At 47.7% G+C, this 22,156-nt stretch carries 19 protein-coding genes, 1 tRNA gene and 2 pseudogenes; 4 read left to right on the forward strand and 18 right to left on the reverse strand.

The genetic code is table 11. The annotated features are described in order from the left end of the window. Positions 1-21: 21 nt before the first annotated feature. On the reverse strand, positions 22-1,206 hold the full coding sequence (uxuA, locus tag HEM79_RS04190; protein ID WP_176241860.1) for a mannonate dehydratase: 1,185 nt from the start codon (positions 1,204-1,206) through the stop codon (positions 22-24). A gap of 339 nt (positions 1,207-1,545) precedes the next feature. Here uxuA and gntP point away from each other — a divergent pair, with 339 nt between their 5' ends. Next, on the forward strand, positions 1,546-2,889 hold the full coding sequence (gene gntP, locus HEM79_RS04195; RefSeq protein ID WP_176241861.1) for a gluconate permease GntP: 1,344 nt from the start codon (positions 1,546-1,548) through the stop codon (positions 2,887-2,889). A gap of 228 nt (positions 2,890-3,117) precedes the next feature. Here gntP and fimH read toward each other — a convergent pair whose 3' ends face one another. From fimH to fimB, 9 genes are all read right to left on the reverse strand, one after another. Next, a complete protein-coding gene (fimH, locus tag HEM79_RS04200; RefSeq protein ID WP_176241862.1) occupies positions 3,118-4,020 on the reverse strand; it encodes a type 1 fimbria D-mannose specific adhesin FimH in 903 nt (300 codons plus the stop codon). Between the two features lie 19 nt (positions 4,021-4,039). After that, positions 4,040-4,543: a type 1 fimbria minor subunit FimG gene (gene fimG / locus HEM79_RS04205; RefSeq protein WP_176241863.1), complete on the reverse strand. Its 504-nt coding sequence runs from the start codon at positions 4,541-4,543 to the stop codon at positions 4,040-4,042. A 12-nt stretch (positions 4,544-4,555) separates the two neighbouring features. Continuing rightward, positions 4,556-5,086: a fimbrial protein gene (locus HEM79_RS04210; RefSeq protein WP_010353036.1), complete on the reverse strand. Its 531-nt coding sequence runs from the start codon at positions 5,084-5,086 to the stop codon at positions 4,556-4,558. A gap of 9 nt (positions 5,087-5,095) precedes the next feature. After that, a complete protein-coding gene (gene fimD, locus HEM79_RS04215; RefSeq protein ID WP_176241864.1) occupies positions 5,096-7,732 on the reverse strand; it encodes a fimbrial usher FimD in 2,637 nt (878 codons plus the stop codon). A 66-nt stretch (positions 7,733-7,798) separates the two neighbouring features. Next, entirely contained in the window at positions 7,799-8,524 is a 726-nt protein-coding gene (gene fimC, locus HEM79_RS04220) for a type 1 fimbria chaperone FimC (protein ID WP_176241865.1), read from the reverse strand. A gap of 36 nt (positions 8,525-8,560) precedes the next feature. Further along, positions 8,561-9,100 (reverse strand): fimbrial protein, encoded by a 540-nt coding sequence (locus HEM79_RS04225; protein ID WP_176241866.1) that lies wholly within the window; start codon positions 9,098-9,100, stop codon positions 8,561-8,563. Positions 9,101-9,166: 66 nt separating this feature from the next. Further along, entirely contained in the window at positions 9,167-9,715 is a 549-nt protein-coding gene (gene fimA, locus HEM79_RS04230; RefSeq protein ID WP_176241867.1) for a type 1 fimbrial major subunit FimA, read from the reverse strand. 479 nt (positions 9,716-10,194) lie between these two features. Further along, complete coding sequence (gene fimE / locus HEM79_RS04235) at positions 10,195-10,791, reverse strand: type 1 fimbria switch DNA invertase FimE (protein WP_000044702.1); 597 nt, start codon at positions 10,789-10,791, stop codon at positions 10,195-10,197. 478 nt (positions 10,792-11,269) lie between these two features. Continuing rightward, positions 11,270-11,872, reverse strand: coding sequence for a type 1 fimbria switch DNA invertase FimB (gene fimB, locus HEM79_RS04240; RefSeq protein WP_000790591.1), 603 nt, complete (start codon positions 11,870-11,872; stop codon positions 11,270-11,272). Positions 11,873-13,339: 1,467 nt separating this feature from the next. Between fimB and nanC the strand changes: the two genes are divergently transcribed. From nanC to HEM79_RS23140, 3 genes and pseudogenes are all read left to right on the forward strand, one after another. After that, positions 13,340-14,056: an N-acetylneuraminic acid outer membrane channel NanC gene (gene nanC, locus HEM79_RS04245; RefSeq protein ID WP_176242878.1), complete on the forward strand. Its 717-nt coding sequence runs from the start codon at positions 13,340-13,342 to the stop codon at positions 14,054-14,056. A gap of 19 nt (positions 14,057-14,075) precedes the next feature. Then, positions 14,076-15,182, forward strand: a complete 1,107-nt coding sequence (nanM, locus tag HEM79_RS04250) for an N-acetylneuraminate epimerase (RefSeq protein ID WP_176242879.1) — start codon at positions 14,076-14,078, stop codon at positions 15,180-15,182. A gap of 296 nt (positions 15,183-15,478) precedes the next feature. Further along, positions 15,479-15,823: pseudogene (locus HEM79_RS23140) on the forward strand (sialate O-acetylesterase); the annotation flags it as partial. A gap of 338 nt (positions 15,824-16,161) precedes the next feature. Here the strand turns inward: HEM79_RS23140 and HEM79_RS23145 are convergent. The 8 genes and pseudogenes from HEM79_RS23145 to rlmE all read right to left on the reverse strand — a co-directional run bounded on the left by HEM79_RS23145 (position 16,162) and on the right by rlmE (position 22,153). Beyond that, entirely contained in the window at positions 16,162-16,251 is a 90-nt protein-coding gene (locus HEM79_RS23145) for a hypothetical protein (RefSeq protein ID WP_434059449.1), read from the reverse strand. After that, a pseudogene (locus HEM79_RS22890) lies at positions 16,248-16,355 on the reverse strand (HNH endonuclease); the annotation flags it as partial. The gene HEM79_RS23145 and the pseudogene HEM79_RS22890, both read right to left, overlap by 4 nt. 207 nt (positions 16,356-16,562) lie before the next feature. Next, positions 16,563-16,649 (reverse strand) — tRNA-Leu (locus tag HEM79_RS04260). 12 nt (positions 16,650-16,661) lie between these two features. After that, positions 16,662-16,994: a preprotein translocase subunit SecG gene (secG, locus tag HEM79_RS04265; RefSeq protein ID WP_001517162.1), complete on the reverse strand. Its 333-nt coding sequence runs from the start codon at positions 16,992-16,994 to the stop codon at positions 16,662-16,664. Between the two features lie 227 nt (positions 16,995-17,221). After that, on the reverse strand, positions 17,222-18,559 hold the full coding sequence (gene glmM / locus HEM79_RS04270) for a phosphoglucosamine mutase (protein ID WP_000071137.1): 1,338 nt from the start codon (positions 18,557-18,559) through the stop codon (positions 17,222-17,224). Beyond that, a complete protein-coding gene (gene folP, locus HEM79_RS04275; protein WP_016159474.1) occupies positions 18,552-19,400 on the reverse strand; it encodes a dihydropteroate synthase in 849 nt (282 codons plus the stop codon). Before folP ends, glmM begins: the two co-directional genes overlap by 8 nt. Before the next feature lie 89 nt (positions 19,401-19,489). Then, the gene (gene ftsH / locus HEM79_RS04280; RefSeq protein ID WP_001107477.1) at positions 19,490-21,424 is read right to left on the reverse strand and encodes an ATP-dependent zinc metalloprotease FtsH; all 1,935 of its coding nucleotides are present in this window, start codon (positions 21,422-21,424) and stop codon (positions 19,490-19,492) included. Positions 21,425-21,523: 99 nt separating this feature from the next. Next, entirely contained in the window at positions 21,524-22,153 is a 630-nt protein-coding gene (rlmE, locus tag HEM79_RS04285) for a 23S rRNA (uridine(2552)-2'-O)-methyltransferase RlmE (protein ID WP_000145975.1), read from the reverse strand. Positions 22,154-22,156: the final 3 nt, after the last annotated feature.

Below are 22,156 nucleotides of genomic sequence, written 5' to 3' on the forward strand. Positions count from 1 at the left end.
GCGCAGCCATGCCGGTGGGTATTAACGGCTAAAGAAAGCGCGCTGGATCGCCAGTTCGACACCGCGAACTTCGGCCAGGCCTTTCAGACGACCAATGGCGGAATAACCTGGGTTGGTTTTCTTCTTCAGGTCGTCCAGCATCTGATGACCGTGATCCGGACGCATCGGGATCAGGTCTTCTTTGCCTTCCGCTTTACGACGGTGTTCTTCTTCCACGATCGCTTTCACCACTTCGTACATATCAACGTCACCGTTCAGGTGCGCCGCTTCGTGGAAGGTTTTCGGGTTATCTTCACGCATGGTGGAACGCAGATGGGTGAAGTAAATGCGCGGACCAAACTGCTTGATCATATCAACCAGATCGTTGTCAGCACGCACGCCGTAAGAACCGGTGCACATGGTGAAACCGTTCGCCATGCTGTTTACGGTGTCAACCATCCACTGCATATCTTCAATGGTGGAAACGATACGCGGCAGACCGAGGATCGGGCGCGGCGGATCGTCCGGGTGAACCGCCATACGCACGCCAACTTCTTCGGCAACCGGAATAATCGCTTTCAGGAAGACCGCAAAGTTTTCGCGCAGTTTGGCTTTGTCGATATCTTTGTACAGTTCCAGGTGCTTACGGAACTGGTCGAGGGTGTAACCTTCTTCCGCACCCGGCAGACCAGCAATGATGTTACGGGTCAGACGCGCTTTGTCTTCGTCGCTCATGTTGGCGAAACGTTCTGCTGCCTGAGCAATTTCTTCTTCGGTGTAATCCGCTTCCGCGCCTGGGCGCTTCAGGATGTGCATTTCAAACGCAGCAAATTCGATCTGGTCGAAACGCAGGGCTTTAGAGCCGTCCGGCAGTACGTATTCGAGGTCAGTACGGGTCCAGTCGAGCACCGGCATGAAGTTGTAGCACACGGTGCGAATGCCGCACTGCGCCAGGTTGCGCAGAGTCTGCTGATAGTTAGCGATCCACTGCTCATAGTTGCCAGTGTGGGTTTTGATATCTTCGTGAATTGGCACGCTTTCCACGACAGACCACACCAGGCCCGCGTCTTCAACGATAGCCTTGCGTTTGAGGATCTCTTCTACGGACCATACTTCGCCGTTCGGGATATGGTGCAGCGCGGTAACCACGCCAGTTGCGCCCGCCTGACGGACATCAGCTAAAGAAACCGGATCGTTTGGGCCGTACCAGCGCCAGGTCTGTTCCATGATTTTTCCTCTTTCACATAGTGGGTTCCACAGCGAAGAGACGCGGAACCCCGGAGTTGTTTAGGTATCCGGATGAACAACCAGACCACAGCCGTGGCGTCGCACCGGATGAGATGGCGTATAAGTTCTACCTTTTGGTAAGACATGTCAACCCAGATTCTAAAATTGGTTAACCACATCACAAGAATTTCACTCTCACGGTTGTTGCTGCAAATTGCAGCAAAGGGTAATCGATGGTTATGGATCAGAGGATGTGACATTCATCGCAACAATGGTTGACCAATTTACATAACATGTCGCCCAAAATAACAACGGTTCAACCAGGTAAGGTAAAACGTTATGCATGTGCTTAACATTCTCTGGGTGGTATTCGGCATTGGCCTGATGCTGGTACTGAATTTGAAGTTCAAAATCAATTCAATGGTGGCTTTGCTAGTGGCGGCGCTGTCCGTTGGGATGCTGGCGGGCATGGATTTGATGTCGCTGCTGCACACCATGAAAGCGGGCTTCGGCAACACGCTGGGGGAACTGGCTATCATCGTGGTATTCGGTGCGGTCATCGGTAAATTGATGGTCGACTCCGGCGCTGCTCACCAGATAGCGCATACGCTGCTGGCACGTCTCGGTCTGCGCTATGTACAGCTATCGGTGATTATCATCGGCCTGATTTTCGGTCTGGCGATGTTCTATGAAGTGGCCTTTATCATGTTGGCACCGCTGGTGATCGTGATTGCCGCCGAAGCTAAAATCCCGTTCCTGAAACTGGCTATTCCGGCAGTAGCGGCTGCCACCACCGCACATTCACTGTTCCCGCCGCAGCCGGGTCCGGTGGCGCTGGTAAATGCTTATGGCGCGGATATGGGGATGGTTTATATCTATGGCGTGCTGGTGACGATCCCAAGCGTAATTTGCGCTGGCCTGATCCTGCCAAAGTTCCTCGGTAATCTTGAGCGACCGACACCGTCATTTCTGAAAGCAGATCAACCGGTAGATATGAACAATCTGCCTTCTTTCGGCATCTCGATTCTGGTGCCGCTGATCCCGGCGATCATTATGATCTCCACCACCATCGCTAATATCTGGCTGGTAAAAGACACGCCTGCGTGGGAAGTGGTTAACTTTATTGGTTCCTCGCCGATTGCAATGTTTATTGCGATGGTGGTTGCATTCGTACTCTTTGGCACCGCGCGTGGTCATGACATGCAGTGGGTGATGAACGCTTTTGAAAGCGCGGTGAAGAGTATTGCAATGGTGATTCTGATCATCGGTGCGGGTGGCGTGCTGAAGCAGACCATCATCGACACCGACATTGGCGACACCATCGGCATGTTGATGTCGCATGGTAATATTTCGCCGTATATCATGGCGTGGCTGATCACCGTACTGATTCGTCTGGCGACCGGTCAGGGTGTGGTTTCGGCGATGACCGCCGCCGGGATTATCAGTGCTGCAATCCTTGATCCGGCAACCGGTCAGCTGGTTGGCGTGAATCCGGCGCTGCTGGTGCTGGCGACGGCTGCGGGTTCCAACACCCTCACCCACATTAATGATGCCTCATTCTGGCTGTTCAAAGGTTACTTTGACCTGTCAGTAAAAGACACATTGAAAACCTGGGGTCTGCTAGAGCTGGTCAACTCCGTGGTTGGGCTGATTATTGTGTTGATTATTAGCATGGTAGCGTAAAAGAACACCAGAGCCTGCCAATGGCAGGCTCAGACTGATGACAAAGTCTAAAAATGTGCCCGGACAGTCCCCTCGCCCCTCCGGGGAGAGGGTTAGGGTGAGGGGAACAGACCAGCAAAGTGCGCTTTGTGTATGCCAGATGCGACACTGGCGCCTTATCTGGCCTACAAAGGGCTAACGTGCAGGTTTTGTAGGTAGCGTAGCGCATTAGCAAGCCCTGTGATTTCTTTATTGATAAACAAAAGTCACACCAATAATCGACTGCACATTACCTGCAGTCACCTGCCCTCCAGTACGTGCGTAATTTGCCGTTAATCCCAGACTTACCGCCGAAGTCCCTACTGCTCCTAACGATACAGTGCTATTCGCTGGAATAATCGTACCGTTGCGCGTCAACTGTACGCCGACGCCCTGTGCTGGCGAAAACGACGCGGTATTGGTGAAAATCGAGTTGCCCGCATCTGCGGTTGTGCCTGAAAGGTAATACCCCAGGTTTTGGCTTTTCGCACAATAAACGGTAAGAGGAATCGGCACCGAACCAGGATAATCCGGCAGAGTCACGGTGACATCACGAGCGGAAACATCACAGCCGCCAGTAGGCACCACTACATCATTATTGGCGTAAATATTCCAGACGAACTGGAAATCATCGCTGTTATAGTTGTTGGTCTGACGCAAAATAAGCACGGCAATTAATGAGCCAGCCTTAATCGCCACCCCGCCCGCGCTGCTGACAGGCGTCAGATAAAGCGCCACCGGCCAGGGCTTATCCGTTCTCGAATTATAAACAACGCGCGGCGTTTCGCTGGTGGTAGGGAAAGGATAGCTACTGCCATTATATTTTACGGTTCCGGAAAAATTAGATAACACGCCGCCATAAGCCGAGCCTCGTTGCAGTGTGACATAGTCTGTAATCGTTTCCGGGTAATCGTTATGGCAAAAAATCTGCGTCGAAAGATCCACGACCAGGTTTTGCCCCACATTCACGGTGGGCGCAAGGTTAACATAGACATTGGCGCTGCCACCGCCAATAGGGATAGCGGTGCCATTGGCGGTTTTACAGGCGAATGACCAGGCATTTACCGACCAGCCCATCAGCAGTACAGCAAACAAGGTAATAACTCGTTTCATTACAATCATCTCTTCGGGTTCAGCTGTAGGTATAGGTGATGCTAATCACTGCCTGAATGGTTCCCTGGGTGGCTCCGCCATTTACCGTCAATGCTCTGACCTGTAACGGGAAGTGCGCTGATTGTGAGAAATCATCCACCTGAACAGTTTTGGTTGCGCCGGTGTTCAATGTGTTACCGCTGCCATCCTGTAGCTCTAACTGGATGTTTTGCGCGGTTCCCTGGTTTTTATAATATCCCGTACTGTCGGCTGCCCCGCTGAAGCTGGCGGTGACCCTGGACGTTCCCACCGGACAATTAGTCAACTCAAGCGCAACATCATGCCAGGCCGATGCCGCTCCGGCAGACATCAGGCTGAAAGAATAAAGATCGCCGAGATCAACCGTGGCATTGGTGGTGGAAACCGTGCACGGTTTGGCGACGACCTTACCGTTCACGGTGATAGTGACATCAGCTGCCCGTACCGTCGCGCTTGCGAGCGCCAACATTGCCGCCAATAAATACCCACGTTTGCGCCATTTCATGAGCATCTCCAGTTACTGATATTCAAGAGTAAAGGTTGCAGTAGCGTTGATACGCCCCGCAGTGACAGGCACCTGTGTCGCCATTAGCCGGGCGTAAAAATTCAGCGTATTTGGTTTACCCGGCGTCAGGGTCGTCCACGCAATCGCGGACGATGGGGCATTAAGGGGGATCTGATTTTGTTGCTCATTCAGAAGCTGTATTCCCAGCCCTGCGGCCGCTGACACCGTATTATCAAGTGCAAGCAGGTTGGCATTGTGGCTATCTGCAACGCCGGTAAACCCAACTTTTACGGCAGAAACGGCATTACCACAGGGTGACAGCAAAATACGAAATGGAACGACCGGAGTCGTCGCCCCAATGTTGCTAAATTGCTTCGCCGCGTTTTCCATCAGATCAACGGTAAAATTGGTTGATTCAGCTGCCACACTACAGCCGTTATCCCTGACATAGCCGCGAATAGTAATCGTGCTATCTGCGGCCCTGGCGTGACTGGCAACCAGCCACAAAAAAGCGCACACAAGATAAAAAGGTTTGCTTTTCATCACGCCCCCTTAACGACATTCGGCTGATAACTGAGTTAATAACTGCTGCTGACTCTCTGGTGGCAGTTTGTAATCGGCGACACAGCGAGCATTCTCCCCTTCACCCCATTTCACCTGAACTTTTCCCGCTAAAGGCATCCCGCTGAGGTAAACCTGGCCATTATCCGCAACAATGCCGCTACTCTGGCTACTCTCTGATGTGACCATCGCCCCAAACGGCAGCGGCTTATTATTGCGGGTTAGCGTCATGAGCAGTTTTATTCCTACGCGCGCTTTAAACTCTGCTCGCACAATTGCCCCACGGGTGGGAACAACGTTAGCGACCGCGTTATCTAAATCGACGTTATCAGCCAGGGTATTGGTATCCAGCGCCACTCTATTTTCCCGATATTCAGTGGCATAAGGCAGAACGGCATAACCGCGCCAGTCGGTACGAACACCCGTCTGGTTTTCGACTTTTGCATCTTTTGCTCCAGGCGCTTTAATAATCACAACCGTATCGTTTAACGGCTGCCCCAGCGTTACGCCATTGGCATGAGCCAATACCCCACCGCTGACGCCGTAATAGAGCTGCTTAATATCATCGCTATGGCTGTAACCGATATTGGCATTGCCGTAACCACCGCGATAATTCAGCGTGGCGTAGCCTGTACCTCCGCTATTTCCATCGCCTCCCCCGGCATAGCCGGTTTGCACGCTATAACTGAGGTTGTTGTCTTCCAGCAACGTACCGTATACACCAGCCAGATTGGTCATCCGACCGTTGAGATCGTGTGACATGCTGTAGCTGGCACTGACATGGCGCCACTGAGATTTACTGTCAGAACGCAGCCAGTGGCTAAAAGGAATATTGACGTTAAGAGCTAACATCTGATCCCGTCCTTTTTGCCAGGCGTTTTTCGTCAGGCTATAGCTGAGCGTCCAGTTGATATCCTCGAATGCGGTATTTAATCCGGCCTGGAATTGTTCATCGACATTACTCGTTCCCCAATAAGTCTGATGGCTACCACTCAAATACAGTGTTGATGTGCGCCCAACTTGTTGAGTGACGGTGAGTTGTAATTTCCCGCGTTTGTTATAAGCGAGGTTGTAATAGTCGGTGAATTTCGGCTTAACCTGAATAACACCATCCTGCGTTTCAATGTTGTAGCCATTCATTCGGCTGTATGTTGTATCAGCGAAATTAAAATACCCGCTGGTCGAATAGCGATAACCCACTAACTGAATATTCGTGCCTGACTCATTGAGCGATTTGTTATAGAGAAAACGCACCGATTGTCCGTCATGCTGACTTTCATCGGGAAGTGTGGCATTAGCCTGCGTCATATCCACAGACAGAGCACCCAGTGCCCCCATGTTTTTCCCGATACCGAAATTAAACGCACGATAACGATCCGCCAGTTGCGTTCCACCGTATATTGTCCAGCCAGCCGGGAGGCCGTGGAGTAATGTACTCTGGAAAAAGCGGGGTTTTTCCTGTTGCGCATTCCCACTACGGTACTCTCCTGCCGTAATGGAATAACGTGTATGCCCTTCACGTTGCAAAAGCGGGACTGACGAATAGGGTACGGTAAAGATCTGCGTGCTGCCGTCAGCCTCTTTAATCGTTACCTGCAAGTCACCACTATTACCTGCGGCATAAATATCGTTGATGGTAAAAGGCCCCGGTGGCACCGTACTATTATAAATGTCATACCCATTCTGTTTAATAGTTACCTGTGCAGTACCACGAGCAATACCGTGGATCACCGGGGCAAATCCTCTTTGGCTATCGGGTAACATATTGTCATCTGAGGCTAGTTGTGCGCCGCGAAAGTTAATACCATCGAAAATATCGCCCTGGGTATAACCATCACCCAACGTCAGTCGGGAACGTAACGGAATGATGTCGCGCTCAAGCCAGGTATTAATATGTTGCCATTTATTTTTGCTACCTGATGAATTTCCGCTACTGTTATAACTCCAGGTGGTATTGTCGCGTAAACGCCACGCACCAATATTTAATCCACTCTGTAGATTTAAATATGCATAATGGCTGTTACCCCCAACCCGATTCTGCACACTATTTCCGCTGAAGTTATAATTGAGCAATCCGGCATTAATACCTGAATCCCACAACTCTGGTGGAATATAACCACGCGCGCGCTGATTCATAAATGCCTGAGGGATCGTGATGTTGAGCCGCTGCTGACCAACATCTAAATGCGCAGTAGCGTCATTGATCATCGAGGTTAATGGCACGCAGGCATCATCCGCCAGCAGATTCATACCGGAAACAGAAGCCGTATTTAGCCCCATACTGGCGAGTTGTGCGCGAGTCAGACAAGGGACAATACCTTGTTCACTATCCCCCGTATTAAACGTGACATCACGTGTCGCCATATAGCCATTATTCATATAGATATCGACACGATACGTCCCCGGCGGTAATTCTTGTCCATTTTCAAAGCTCGATAAATCGGCAACAGCCTGAGGATCATCCGCTAAAAAGCGCGGGTTAAAATAGAGTTCGGCAGATGAAAAAGGTGCCTGTGCGGCAAAAGCACAGGCAACAGAGAGCCGGACAAAAAAACCAGCCAGACGAGGCTTACGAATATGCAAGCATTGCGTGTCTCGCTGGTAAAATCTTAAATTCAGATATGACATTATTCCTCCGGTTTAAAATCACCCGGCAGTCAATTCTTTTTATTCAGGCGAATAAATTCCCCTGCGTTATTCCATTACGCCCTTCATTTTGGGGGTAAGTGCGCCATAATCATTTATTGTTCGGTAAGTAATGTTGCTTCCGGCATCAGAAGGCAATTTAACCGTGCTTTCGCCCATTGGAGGCACCAATGCATTTTCAAGAATCCGTGTTCCGGCATTAAGCTCCGTTACCGTCAGGTAATAGGGTGTCGGGTTAATCAGCGTCAGAGAATTTGCGCCACGACGGAATCTTAATTTTTCTGCGGCCTGATCGGGGGGTAACGCTAATTTAGCCGGGCGGTAATACAGTTTTATGCGGCTGATAATCGCGAGCTGTAGCGTATTCTCGGTCATTTTTGATTTATCCATTGACGGAATCGCTTTAACGTTCATCCAGAATAAACTTTCCCGATCCTGCGGCAATTGGTTATTTGTGGCATCAAGAATACGTAAGGTATTCTCTTTTTTTCCCTTCATCGCAAACAGAGGTGGTGTCACGATAAAACGGCCATCCTTTACACCATCGGCATTTTCCACCCATGATTGAATTAAATAGGTGCTATTTTCATCATTATTTGTCACGGCAAGTTGCACTTGTTTTTGCCCTGCCGGATAAATTACGCGAGTCGCACCTAAGGCCACTCCCGCTTCAGCGCGTCCGGCAACCATCATTGCTACGATCATCAGGATACCTGCCAGTAAGCAGAATGTTATTTCCTGCGATTTCCTTACATTGACGTTTTTATTACTCACTGTCCTGTTCCTGTTATCACAATATCTGCTTAACAATTACTGATAGGTTAAGGAGAACCAGGCCTGGGCATTAGCCATGCCGCCAGTCACCCGACGCCCGGTTGCGCGATATTTGGCAATGAAATGTAGCGAAGTAGAACCTGAGTAAAGCCGTTTCCAGTTAGCTGGTGGTCGGTTAATTGGTACGAGGTTTCCTTCGTCATCAAATAATGCAATACCAATATTGGTTGCAATTCCTGGCCCCTCACCCACGGAAAGCACATTCGGATTTTTACCATCCGCGACACCGTGAAACGCCACGCCCACACGTTCACTCACCACCGTGCTACATTCCCGTAAATGAATAACAAAAGGCACCGGTGCGCTATCTTCCCCTACCGCATGAAACCGGTTACTACTGATTTGCCCCATATTGACCGTCATTTGTTTATCACCGGCCTCAATCCGGCAAGTTTCCGCAATAATGACGCCCTGAAACTGCATATTTCCACCGGGCAACGTGGTGTTCCATTTATTTCCGGCCAGTGCAAACATCGGCAGTAACGACGCTACTAGAATTAATTTCGTCCTTTTCATCGTTATTCTTATCGCGCAGGGGGCGGGCATCCTTGCCCATAATGACTTCCCTAAAACTTGAGTAGATTATTGATACTGAACCTTGAAGGTCGCATCCGCATTAGCAGCACCAGGGGTTGCAGCACCGGTTGCAAAATAACGTGCCTGGAACGGAATGATGTTGGTTCCGTTGTTCAGGGTTGTTTGTGCGCTAAATGTCGCACCGTCCAGCGCCAGCGCAGTACCCGTTCTGTCCAGGATCTGCACACCAACATTTGTTGCGCTGCCCGCAGCTGAACTCTGCAAAGCCAGTACGTTGGTATGATTTCCATCAATTGCTGTGCCAAGGAAGGCAACAGCGGCTTTGTCTGCAACAGTGGTATCGCAGTCATTCAGCTGAATGTTAAAACCGACGGCAGAACTGGTTGCCCCCTCTTGTGCCAGCGATGCGGTACGAACCTGACCTAACTGAACGGTTTGATCAACAGAGCCCGCATCAACCGCACAAGCGGCGTTAACAACTTCCCCTTTAAAGTGAACTGTCCCACCATTTACCGTCGTGGTAGCGGCCAGAGCCGCAGTGGAACTGAGGGACAGAGCCGACAGAACAACGATTGCCAGAGTTTTAATTTTCATACTGCTTTCCTTTTTAAATCTACGTATAAATCGACATGGGCAGTCGTTCTGTACACTTTGTTTTGAAAACGAGTTTGACTGCCAACACTGCACAGTTTCCCCCCAAAAAATGAAACATTTGGGGCCATTTTGACTCATAGAGGAAAGCATCGCGCACGAACCTTTTCAGTTTATTTGTTGGCTTTATATTCTGATATTACTTTAATTTATAGATTTTTATATTGAGTGAGGTGGTTTTTGGAGAGAAGAATGAGGAAGTTGCTTCGAGACACAGAAACGTTATCTTTACGTAAAGTGGAGGTTATGTGAAATTAATTTACAAGATAAATAGTTTACATATCAAACAGTTAGTTGGTTTTTGTCATTTTTTGATATTTTTATGCTTGAGAAAAAATACGAAACTTTTTTATGATATGGACAGTTTGGCCCCAATTGTCTTGTATTTCTTTATTTTTTCATTTTATTATCAACAAGTTATATTAAACCTCTTCTCTTTTTAATTTTTCGTTTATAAGATTATTTCTTTCCCATAATCCGGCAAAACGTGCAGCATTACTGGCGGTATAACGCACAGTATGGCGAATATTTCGATGCCCCAGATAATCCTGAATTAAACGGGTATCTGCACCACGCTCCGCCAGTTCATAACCGCAAGCATGTCTTAACATATGAGGATGAGTCTGCGTCACGGTTCCAGCTTCAATACCGGCATCACGAATGATGCGATAAGCCTGCTGACGAGAAAGTCGGCTTCCACGACGGGAAATAAATATGGCGTCGGTCTGGTCAGCACCTTTCCAGTTAGCACGTTCCTGGGTCCAGCGTTCTACGGCTTCACGCTCATCAAAACGTAACGGGTGAACGGTAGAAAATCCGTTCTTCAGTCGGCGAATATTTATTCGACCTTCATTAAGGTCCAGATCCTGATAATGCAGATCAAGTAGTTCACTAATACGCATCCCATGCCGATATGCCAACAGAATAAGACAATAATCTCTGGCTCCCGTTGCCCCATAGCAAACCGCTTGCATCATTGCCTGAACTTCTTTACCGGTAAGATAACGACGTTTACTCACAATAGTATTACTCCTGACTGAGATATATTTGAATGAATACCTATAGGAAACCTCAAACGGTCAAAATTAGCCCAATAGATAAAAAGATAATCACACACTAAGTTATGTGGTTATCAGTCAATTACATTAAATATCATACAAAAATAAGATATCACTGATGTGACAACATCTATTTTCATTGATTTAATTCAATATAACAATAGATTGCACCGGATTAACCTCCAGTTGCTTAAAAAATAAAGAAAAAAAGTGCAAAAAGAGAAAAATATAAGTGATATGTAAATTTATGAATGCTTTTGTTTGTTTATTTTGAATAAAATAAACCATTGTATTTTGTATGGATATAGTTAAGCTAATGTTTATTATGATAATTAAGAATCACACTAACAATAACATCAATTAATAAATGGTTAATTATTATTGATATATCGTAAGAATAATGTAGGTTTTAACACCATCCCTGGCATCTCATCCATCTTTATAAAACAGCGTGGCGCTGTCGACCTCTGGGTCTATCCCAGATGCCGTAAAAACGCCCTGCATTGCTGGCGGTATACCAGACGGTGTGACGAATATTACGATGCCCAAGATAATCCTGGATAAGTCGTGTATCTATTCCCATATTCGCCAAAGCAAAACCACACGAATGGCGTAACATGTGCGGATGAATCTCCAGTGATAACCCGGCATTACCACCTGAAGTCGAGATAATATGGTAAAACTGTTGACGAGAAAGCGGATTCCCCTTGCGTGATAAAAATACCCACTCGCTCTCAGCATGTGGATAAGAAGTACGCGTACTCAACCAGTTTTTTAAAGCCTGAACTTCTTTGTTCAATAGCGGGTGCGTTGTTGAAAAGCCTTTTTTTAATCGATGGATATATATGCACTTTGCCTTAAGATCAATATCCGAAATTCTCAATCGGCAAATTTCACTCGCCCGAAAGCCATGAATAAAACAAAGCAAAGTCAGACAATAATTGCGTGCAGCATGAGGCCCGGTATTTGCTGCTTTAAGGAGTGACTCTATTTCACTGTGGGTAAGGAAGTTCCTTTTTTTGTTATCAGCCTTATTCTTCATCGTTTTCCCTTATAATTACAGACGCGCACTAGCTGTGCTGGGTTAGCAATAATCCAACATTTTAATCCTGATTATGTTTATAAAAGCGAATGTTTGCTTAATGGCTAACGCAAGTGGACCAGCTCTTTTGAATGAACTTAAATAGAATGGCGATAGCTACTTATAATAACTTTGCCATACAAACGCTATGCTCTTGCATGATATGTCTTTTATATATTTTCAATCTGAGACGAATCTAATAATAACCCTCATCATCAATGTAACTAATCTTATCTATATATCACGTGATATGTTCTGTAACAAGTAAATCAACATAAAAAATTCAGCAAAATTTAATATTCGTTCAATAGGCCATCTCACATATAACATTATTAGTCAACTCCATTTTTCACAAAATTGCTATTTAATGGAATTCCATAATTTTCAGGTGGCTATTATCATGCTAATGCTTAGTTCCCTAGCCATTATTATCCTTTGGTTTGTAAACTCATACTATGAGATTGTTACGTCCCTTTCCAGGCCATATATTGTCCAAAGAAATGGGGGGAAGTCCGCTCGCACCTTTTTTCATCTGCATTCGCATTAAGTGTGCGTGTTACTTCAACTTAATCTTTCCTTACTCACTGCTCTTTACTGGCGATACGGCAAATAACTGACTGCCCCCATCCTGTAGTGTGCTGAACATCAACGAGTCAGCCCAGGACAGAGCCAGGAACTCCTCTGCTACATACCAGGCTGCCCTTAGTCTCAGAACGCAAAAACATATTTTATGGTGAGAATTATCGCCAATCGGATAGCGGATAAACTCTCATTTTCACCATGCTTTCGGAGTTAGCTTGTAAACCCGGCACTGCAGACATCCATTAAAAATAAATATTAAACAATGAGTTAATGACATAACTTCTGTTTCACGAAGGCAGTCGACAATGACCATCTGGCCTTACATAACATCTTTACCTTCGAAAAATATCGACATATTTTGTGACGCAAATTGCAAATCTGGTTTTGTTGTATGGATTGAGTGATTTTTGATCTGGTATAACAGGTATAAAGGTACACACAAGAGATAAATAAGACGACTCTCTCGCAATCTAATACAAACATCCCTGGCGTCCTCCCTTATCGGGTGATGAAAGAGCACTTCAGTCTGAAAGGAGTATGAAAATGAGATCAACAAACAATCCATTTTATGACACTGGCTAAAGATAGATTTAGTGAGTGAAATAGCTTACGAACATTAAAATCAATTAAACATCAGAATAGATTTAATACTCAGGTATTTAATCCAGATCTCTGTTTATCTTAAATTATGTGGAAAACAATTTCTCACAGGAGACCTTATACAAAAAAATAATTATCCGTGGCCAATGACGCTATAAGCCTGGCAAAAAAGAGCACATAACATAAATGCTATTTGTTTATTCGGACTTCGTATTACTTTCTGTATTCTACAAATGAGTGAAATTTATGAAAAAGGCTAAAATACTTTCTGGAGTATTATTACTCTGCTTTTCGTCACCATTAATTTCTCAGGCTGCAACACTGGATGTGCGTGGTGGATATCGTAGTGGAAGCCATGCCTATGAAACTCGACTCAAAGTCAGTGAGGGATGGAAAAATGGATGGTGGGCAAGCATGGAAAGTAATACCTGGAATACCATTCATGATAATAAAAAGGAAAATGCCGCATTAAATGATGTTCAGGTTGAAGTTAATTACGCGATTAAACTTGATGATCAATGGACCGTGCGCCCTGGAATGTTAACCCATTTTAGCAGCAATGGTACACGCTACGGACCTTACGTAAAACTATCCTGGGATGCGACAAAAGATCTCAATTTTGGCATTCGCTATCGTTACGACTGGAAAGCTTACCGGCAACAAGACTTATCTGGCGATATGTCTCGTGATAACGTTCATCGTTGGGATGGATATGTCACTTACAATATTAATAGTGATTTCACCTTCGCATGGCAAACGACGCTGTACAGCAAACAAAACGATTATCGCTATGCAAACCATAAGAAATGGGCGACGGAAAATGCATTTATTCTACAATACCATATGACGCCCGATATTACGCCATACATAGAATATGACTACCTTGACCGTCAGGGTGTTTACAACGGCAGAGATAATTTATCGGAAAACAGTTATCGCATTGGTGTGTCATTTAAACTGTAGTAGACAGGAGACAGTCACAATGAATAAAACAATAACGGCACTTGCTATCATGATGGCGTCATTTGCCGCAAACGCGTCGGTATTGCCGGAAACTCCTGTGCCATTTAAAAGTGGTACTGGAGCAATTGATAACGACACTGTCTACATTGGTTTAGGTAGCGCAGGTACAGCATGGTACAAGCTGGATACACAAGCCAAAGATAAAAAATGGATAGCCCTGGCGGAATTCCCCGCTGGCGCGAGAGATCAAGCAACCTCCGCCTTTATTGATGGTAATTTGTATGTATTTGGCGGTGTTGGTAAAAACAGCGAGGGGTTAACTCAGGTATTCAACGACGTACACAAATATAATCCAAAAACTAATACCTGGGTTAAATTAATGTCGCACGCGCCGATGGGCATGGCAGGTCATGTGACCTTTGTACACAACGGCAAAGCCTATATTACTGGCGGCGTTAACCAGAATATATTTAATGGCTATTTTGAAGATCTCAAGGAGGCTGGAAAAGATTCAGCGGCCATAGATAAAATCAACGCCCACTATTTTGACAAAAAAGCAGAAGATTATTTCTTCAATAAGTTCCTGTTGTCTTTTGATCCCTCTACACAGCAATGGAGTTACGCTGGCGAATCCCCCTGGTACGGTACGGCTGGTGCGGCGGTAGTAAATAATGGTGATAAAACCTGGCTTATTAATGGCGAAGCAAAACCAGGGCTGCGAACTGATGCTGTATTTGAGCTTGATTTCACTGGCAATGGCATAAAATGGAATAAACTTTCTCCCGTCTCCTCACCGGATGGCGTAGCTGGCGGTTTTGCAGGTATTAGCAATGACTCTCTTATATTTGCCGGAGGAGCTGGATTCAAAGGTTCACGGGAAAATTACCAGAACGGTAAGAACTATGCGCATGAAGGTCTGAAAAAATCGTATAGCGCCGATATTCATCTTTGGCATAACGGGAAATGGGAGAAATCTGGCGAACTGTCGCAAGGTCGGGCCTACGGAGTATCATTGCCCTGGAATAATAATTTATTGATTATAGGCGGTGAAACTACGGGTGGCAAAGCTGTAGCGGACTCAGTGTTGCTCTCTGTGAAAGATAATAAAGTTACTGTGCAAAACTAACTTTTCAGGGCTCCAGCAAAGGAGCCCTGCTATCAATGGCTCATCACCCGTTGTCATTTCAATTACGCATATATATGAACACGATAACATCGCCCGATTATTACTATGTTCTTACCGTTGCCGGTCAATCTAATGCCATGGCATATGGCGAAGGACTTCCCTTACCAGACAGTGAAGATGCGCCTCACCCCAGAATAAAACAACTGGCAAGATTTACACAGACGCATCCCGGTGGCCCATCATGTCAATTTAATGACATTATTCCACTGACTCACTGCCCACACGATGTTCAGGATATGCGGGATTATCACCATCCTCTGGCAACGGATCATCAAACACAATACGGTACAGTTGGACAGGCACTGCATATTGCGCGGAAATTACTGCCCTTCATTCCTGATAATGCTGGCGTTCTTATCGTTCCTTGTTGCCGTGGCGGATCGGCTTTTACCGCAGGCTGCGAAGGGACATATTCAGAACAACACGGAGCCAGCCATGATGCATGTCGTTGGGGAACGGATACTCCGCTGTATCAGGATTTAGTCAACAGAACGCGAGCTGCACTGGCGAAGAATCCGCTGAATAAATTCCTCGGCGTATGCTGGATGCAGGGCGAATTTGACTTAATGACGAGTGACTACGCGTTACACCCTCAATATTTTAATAATATGGTTGAAGCCTTTCGGAAAGATTTACAGCAGTACCGTTCTCAGCTTCTGAATACTAACACTTCCGCTGCTCCGTGGTTCTGCGGCGATACCACCTGGTACTGGAAAGAAAATTATCCTCATGCGTACGAAACTCTTTATGGCAATTATAAAAAGAATGTCTTAGCCAATATTATTTTTGTCGGCTTCCAGCAACAAGACGAACGAGGGCTGACGAACGAGCCTGATGAAGATCCGGATGATTTAAGCACGGGATATTACGGTTCAGCGTACCGAACACCAGAAAACTGGACAACGGCGCTACGAAGCAGTCATTTTAGCTCAGCAGCCCGTCGGGGGATTATTTCCGACAAATTTGCTGACGTTATTTTGCGGTTTTGGCGTGAAGAGTGAGCACTCACAAATTTGAGTTATGCGCATCCATCAATGCTCTTAACTCCTCCGGCGTAAACGGTGGTTTGCGTCGGTGCCGCATCGAATGACAGTTAGGGCAAACAGGGAGCAAGCCATTAACTGCACTCTGTTGGTAATCTTCTTTGTTTCGAGAGTGAAGAGGCTCACGCCTTCTTAAACTGTATCTACAATAATTATGCAATCACAACCTATGCAACGCTTGTAGAAAACAATGATGCAGAAAACATTGTTCAACGCTATTCAGGACGGGTCACAGATACAAAAAAAGACGCTTTTCAGCGTCTTTCTTTTGGAATATTGGTACTGAGGATGGGACTCGAACCCACAAGCCCGTTAGGGCACTACCACCTCAAGGTAGCGTGTCTACCAATTCCACCACCTCAGCACAGATACTATCTTAGTTCGGGATATCGCTGGTCGGCTTAGCCGGAGCAGCTGGCTGAGTTTGTTCGGTTTTCGCCGGAGCACTCAGATTTTCCCATTCGCTACCTTTATTGGTTTTGTTGCTGTTGATGTTACCCAACACCAGACTGATGATGAAGAACAACGTTGCCAGCACAGCCGTCATACGGGTCATGAAGTTACCAGAACCACTTGAACCAAACAGCGTAGCGGAAGCGCCTGCTCCGAAGGAGGCTCCCATATCAGCGCCTTTACCTTGCTGCAGCATGATCAGACCAACAAGGCCAATTGCTACAATAAGGAAAACTACTAAAAGAGCTTCGTACATAATCAACCTGTTCCTTGCGGAGTTGCCGCGTACCAATGCTTCAACCAATAAAGCGAGAAAATTTAATCTTTCCCACTGAAGCGGGTGTGAATACTAACCAAAGCGAATGACCTTCGCAAGGGCAATTTTATTGCATTGTATCAACTGCGGAAAAAAACAGCAAAATCGATGTGCATAAGAAAAACAAAGGCGACAATCGCCGCCTTTTTAGCCAGTTAGTTATCGCATTAAACCGCTTTTACCGCATCAGCAATACGGTGTGCAAACTCGGTGACCTGCGCTTCGTCTTCACCTTCGACCATCACGCGAATTAACGGCTCGGTGCCGGATTTACGCAACAGCACACGCCCACGGCTACCCAGCGCCGCTTCAACTTCGGCGGTCACGGCTTTAACTGACTCATGCTCCAGCGGATCGCCGCTGCCTGCGGTATAACGCACGTTAACCAGAATCTGCGGGAACATTTTCATGCCACTGCAAAGGTCGTGCAGGCTCATATGGTTACGCGCCATCGCCGCCAGCACCTGCAAACCAGCAACGATGCCGTCACCGGTAGTGGTTTTATCCAGCAGGATCACATGACCGGAGTTCTCTGCCCCTATGCGCCAGCCTTTTTCCTGCATTTTTTCCAGTACGTAGCGGTCGCCCACTTTCGCACGTGCAAATGGAATGCCTAACTGTTTCAGTGCCAGTTCCAGCCCCATGTTGCTCATCAATGTACCCACCGCGCCACCACGCAGCTGACCCTGACGAAGGCCTTCACGCGCGATGATATACATGATCTGATCGCCATCGACTTTATTGCCTTCATGGTCAACCATAATCACGCGGTCGCCGTCGCCGTCAAACGCAATGCCGAGATCCGCTTTTTCAGCCAATACGCGTGCCTGTAGCGCACGAACATCAGTTGCCCCCACTTCGGCATTGATGTTTACGCCGTTCGGCTCACAACCGATGGCGATTACGTTCGCTCCCAGCTCGCGTAGCACGTTCGGCGCGATGTGATAAGTCGCGCCATTGGCGCAATCCACCACAATCTTCAGTTCACTGAGGCTAAGTTCGTTCGGGAATGTGGCTTTGCAAAATTCGATATAGCGACCCGCAGCATCAACGATACGGCTGGCTTTACCCAGTTCTGCCGAATCAACGCAGCTGATCTCTTTTTCCATTTCCGCTTCGATGGCCTCTTCTACCGCATCCGGTAGTTTGGTGCCATCGATAGAGAAGAATTTAATGCCGTTATCGTAGAACGGGTTATGCGATGCGGAAATCACAATCCCGGCCTCTGCGCGGAAGGTACGCGTCAGATAAGCCACTGCCGGTGTTGGCATCGGGCCAGTAAAAAGCGCGGAAAGTCCCGCTGCCGCCAGGCCGGCTTCCAGCGCCGACTCCAGCATATAGCCAGAAATACGCGTGTCTTTACCAATAATGATCTTACGGGAGCCGTGGCGCGCCAGTACTTTACCCGCAGCCCAGCCCAGTTTAAGCACAAAATCAGGGGTGATCGGCGCATCCCCAACACGACCACGAATCCCGTCGGTCCCGAAATATTTACGATTACTCATAGCGTTTGTTTTCCTTTGCAGACAGAGTGGCTTCCACCACTCGCATCGCTTCTACGGTTTCTTTGACGTCATGAACACGAATGATGTGCGCGCCCTGCATCGCAGCAATAACTGCACAGGCCAGACTACCGCTCAGGCGTTCGGACGGCCCCACGTTCAGCAGTTGTCCAATCATCGATTTTCGTGACATACCCACCAACAGCGGCAGGTTGAAATGGTGAAATTCAGCCAGACGCGCCAATAATGAATAGTTATGGTGGAGATTTTTACCGAAACCGAATCCCGGGTCGAGCAACAATTTCTCTTTTGCGATACCCGCCTGCTCACAACGTGCTATTTGCTCAATAAAGTAGCGATTAACTTCGGCAAAGACATCGTCATACTTCGGGGCTTCCTGCATGGTCTTTGGATTTCCCTGCATATGCATCAGGCATACGGGTAAACCAGTTTCCGCAGCCGCTTCCAGAGCGCCAGGTTCGGAAAGGGAGCGGATATCGTTAATGATGTGAGCGCCCACTTTCGCCGATTCACGGATAACTTCCGGTTTGGAGGTATCCACAGAGATCCAGACTTCGAATCGTTGCGCAATTGCCTCAACCACCGGAATAACACGTTGCAACTCTTCTTCAACACTCACTTCCGCTGCACCTGGACGAGTGGACTCTCCACCAACGTCGATAATCGTCGCGCCAGCGTTAATCATCAGATTCGCATGTTTCACTGCATCAATCAGTGAGTTATGCGTACCGCCATCAGAAAAAGAATCTGGCGTGACGTTGAGGATCCCCATCACGTGAGGATGGCTAAGATCCAGTGAAGTGCCCTGGGCAAAGAGTTTCATGGTGTTATCCCTGGTATGAATTGATAAGAAAAAACCCCGGAGCACGCCCCGGGGTTTTCGGTACAAATACAGTCATCTGATGCGGGAACTTACTTGTCGCCTAACTGCTCTGACATGGTGTTACCCGGATTTGGCGTACGTGGTTCATCAACCGGACGCGGCGCCTTTGGCGTGCCATTATTGTCAGAATTGTTAGATGCTCCCGACTCATCCCAACCTGCAGGCGGGCGTACATCGCGACGAGCCATCAAGTCATCAATCTGCGGTGCGTCGATGGTCTCATATTTCATGAGTGCATCTTTCATCGCATGAAGGATATCCAGATTGTCGTTCAACAATTGACGCGCACGATTGTAGTTACGTTCAATCAGTGACTTCACTTCCTGGTCGATGATACGCGCGGTTTCATCGGACATATGTTTTGCTTTCGCCACGCTACGACCGAGGAAAACTTCACCTTCTTCTTCCGCATACAGCAGCGGACCGAGTTTTTCAGAGAAGCCCCACTGGGTCACCATGTTACGCGCCAGGTTAGTCGCAACTTTAATATCGTTCGACGCACCGGTAGAAACATGTTCTGGTCCGTAGATGATCTCTTCTGCCAGACGACCGCCGTACAGGGTACTAATCTGGCTTTCCAGTTTCTGTCGGCTGGCGCTGATTGCGTCGCCTTCAGGCAGGAAGAAGGTCACACCCAGCGCGCGACCGCGCGGGATAATCGTTACTTTGTGCACCGGATCGTGTTCCGGCACCAGGCGACCGATAATCGCATGACCAGCTTCGTGGTAAGCAGTCGATTCTTTCTGCGCTTCCGTCATCACCATGGAGCGACGTTCCGCACCCATCATGATTTTGTCTTTCGCTTTCTCGAACTCAACCATCGAAACGACACGTTTATTGCCACGCGCGGCGAACAGTGCAGCTTCGTTCACCAGGTTCGCCAGGTCTGCACCGGAGAAGCCTGGTGTGCCACGAGCAATAATTGCCGCATCAACATCTGGCGCCAACGGTACGCGACGCATATGCACTTTCAGGATTTGCTCACGCCCACGCACATCTGGCAGACCAACCACAACCTGACGGTCGAAACGACCAGGACGCAGCAGTGCCGGGTCGAGAACGTCCGGACGGTTAGTCGCCGCGATAACGATGATACCTTCGTTACCTTCGAAGCCGTCCATCTCAACCAGCATCTGGTTCAGAGTCTGTTCACGTTCATCATGACCACCACCCAGACCAGCGCCACGCTGGCGGCCTACGGCGTCGATTTCATCGATGAAGATGATGCACGGTGCCGCTTTCTTCGCCTGTTCGAACATGTCACGCACACGAGATGCACCAACACCAACGAACATTTCTACGAAGTCAGAACCGGAGATGGTAAAGAACGGAACTTTCGCTTCACCTGCAATAGCTTTCGCCAGCAGCGTTTTACCCGTACCCGGAGGACCGACCATCAGGACGCCTTTCGGGATCTTACCGCCCAGTTTCTGGAAGCGGCTCGGCTCACGCAGATACTCAACCAGTTCGGCAACTTCTTCTTTTGCTTCGTCGCAACCCGCAACATCAGCAAAGGTCGTTTTGATCTGATCTTCCGTCAACATGCGCGCTTTGCTCTTACCGAACGACATCGCGCCTTTACCGCCGCCGCCCTGCATTTGACGCATGAAGAAGATCCAGACACCAATCAGCAACAGCATCGGGAACCATGAAATGAAGATAGAAGCCAGCAGGCTTGGCTCTTCAGGCGGTTCACCGACAACCTTGACGTTCTTGGTCAGCAGGTTATCCAGTAGTTTCGGATCCTGAACCGGAATGTAAGTGGTATAACGGTTACTATCTTTCTTGGTAACGTTGATTTCACGTCCGTTGATACGCGCTTCACGAACCTGGTCGTTATTGACCTCTTGTAGGAAGGTAGAGTAATCCACCTTACGGCCATTAGACTCGCTGGGCCCAAAGCTCTGGAATACTGACATCAGCACAACGGCAATGACCAGCCAGAGTATTAGGTTTTTCGCCATGTCACTCAAGGGATTAACCTCTTATTACAACTGTGTTAAAAACAGCGTCAGGATACTCTATATCCAGCATCTTTCAAACTTTCGTCTGAAATCTCCCGGTTAGGGTTTACGCCCGGTCGCTACAATATACACTTCCCGCGAACGTGCACGAGAAGAGTCCGGCTTACGAACTTTGACCTTCGTAAACAGGGAGCGAATTTCCCTTAGATACTCATCGAAACCTTCGCCCTGGAACACCTTCACTACAAAACTGCCACCCGGCGCTAACACATCACGACACATTTCTAGCGCCAGTTCCACCAGATACATGGCACGGGGGATATCCACCGCCGGTGTTCCGCTCATGTTTGGTGCCATATCGGACATGACAACCTGGACTTTGCTGTCGCCTACGCGTTCCAGCAGTGCTTTCATCACCAGTTCATCACGAAAATCGCCCTGAAGAAAGTCCACACCAACGATAGGATCCATAGGTAAAAGATCGCAAGCGATGATGCGGCCTTTGCCGCCAATTTGGGTGACCACATATTGTGACCAACCACCCGGGGCAGCACCAAGGTCGACAACCGTCATTCCCGGTTTAAAGAGTTTGTCACTTTGCTGTATTTCATCAAGTTTAAACCAGGCACGGGAACGTAACCCCTTTTTCTGTGCCTGTTGAACATATTTATCGCTAAAGTGTTCCTGAAGCCAACGGCTGGAGCTGGCAGAACGCTTCTTACCTGTCATTTA

Origin of the sequence: Escherichia sp. 93.0816 (assembly GCF_013368855.2) — a bacterium.
GTDB lineage: Bacteria > Pseudomonadota > Gammaproteobacteria > Enterobacterales > Enterobacteriaceae > Escherichia > Escherichia ruysiae.

What these genes read in the sequence shown, in the direction of transcription:
- uxuA (WP_176241860.1), bottom strand. Translation starts at nt 1,206, where the DNA reads ATGGAACAGACCTGGCGCTGGTACGGCCCAAACGATCCGGTTTCTTTA.
- gntP (WP_176241861.1), top strand. Translation starts at nt 1,546, where the DNA reads ATGCATGTGCTTAACATTCTCTGGGTGGTATTCGGCATTGGCCTGATG.
- fimH (WP_176241862.1), bottom strand. Translation starts at nt 4,020, where the DNA reads ATGAAACGAGTTATTACCTTGTTTGCTGTACTGCTGATGGGCTGGTCG.
- fimG (WP_176241863.1), bottom strand. Translation starts at nt 4,543, where the DNA reads ATGAAATGGCGCAAACGTGGGTATTTATTGGCGGCAATGTTGGCGCTC.
- HEM79_RS04210 (WP_010353036.1), bottom strand. Translation starts at nt 5,086, where the DNA reads ATGAAAAGCAAACCTTTTTATCTTGTGTGCGCTTTTTTGTGGCTGGTT.
- fimD (WP_176241864.1), bottom strand. Translation starts at nt 7,732, where the DNA reads ATGTCATATCTGAATTTAAGATTTTACCAGCGAGACACGCAATGCTTG.
- HEM79_RS04225 (WP_176241866.1), bottom strand. Translation starts at nt 9,100, where the DNA reads ATGAAAAGGACGAAATTAATTCTAGTAGCGTCGTTACTGCCGATGTTT.
- fimA (WP_176241867.1), bottom strand. Translation starts at nt 9,715, where the DNA reads ATGAAAATTAAAACTCTGGCAATCGTTGTTCTGTCGGCTCTGTCCCTC.
- fimB (WP_000790591.1), bottom strand. Translation starts at nt 11,872, where the DNA reads ATGAAGAATAAGGCTGATAACAAAAAAAGGAACTTCCTTACCCACAGT.
- nanC (WP_176242878.1), top strand. Translation starts at nt 13,340, where the DNA reads ATGAAAAAGGCTAAAATACTTTCTGGAGTATTATTACTCTGCTTTTCG.
- nanM (WP_176242879.1), top strand. Translation starts at nt 14,076, where the DNA reads ATGAATAAAACAATAACGGCACTTGCTATCATGATGGCGTCATTTGCC.
- secG (WP_001517162.1), bottom strand. Translation starts at nt 16,994, where the DNA reads ATGTACGAAGCTCTTTTAGTAGTTTTCCTTATTGTAGCAATTGGCCTT.
- glmM (WP_000071137.1), bottom strand. Translation starts at nt 18,559, where the DNA reads ATGAGTAATCGTAAATATTTCGGGACCGACGGGATTCGTGGTCGTGTT.
- folP (WP_016159474.1), bottom strand. Translation starts at nt 19,400, where the DNA reads ATGAAACTCTTTGCCCAGGGCACTTCACTGGATCTTAGCCATCCTCAC.
- ftsH (WP_001107477.1), bottom strand. Translation starts at nt 21,424, where the DNA reads ATGGCGAAAAACCTAATACTCTGGCTGGTCATTGCCGTTGTGCTGATG.
- rlmE (WP_000145975.1), bottom strand. Translation starts at nt 22,153, where the DNA reads ATGACAGGTAAGAAGCGTTCTGCCAGCTCCAGCCGTTGGCTTCAGGAA.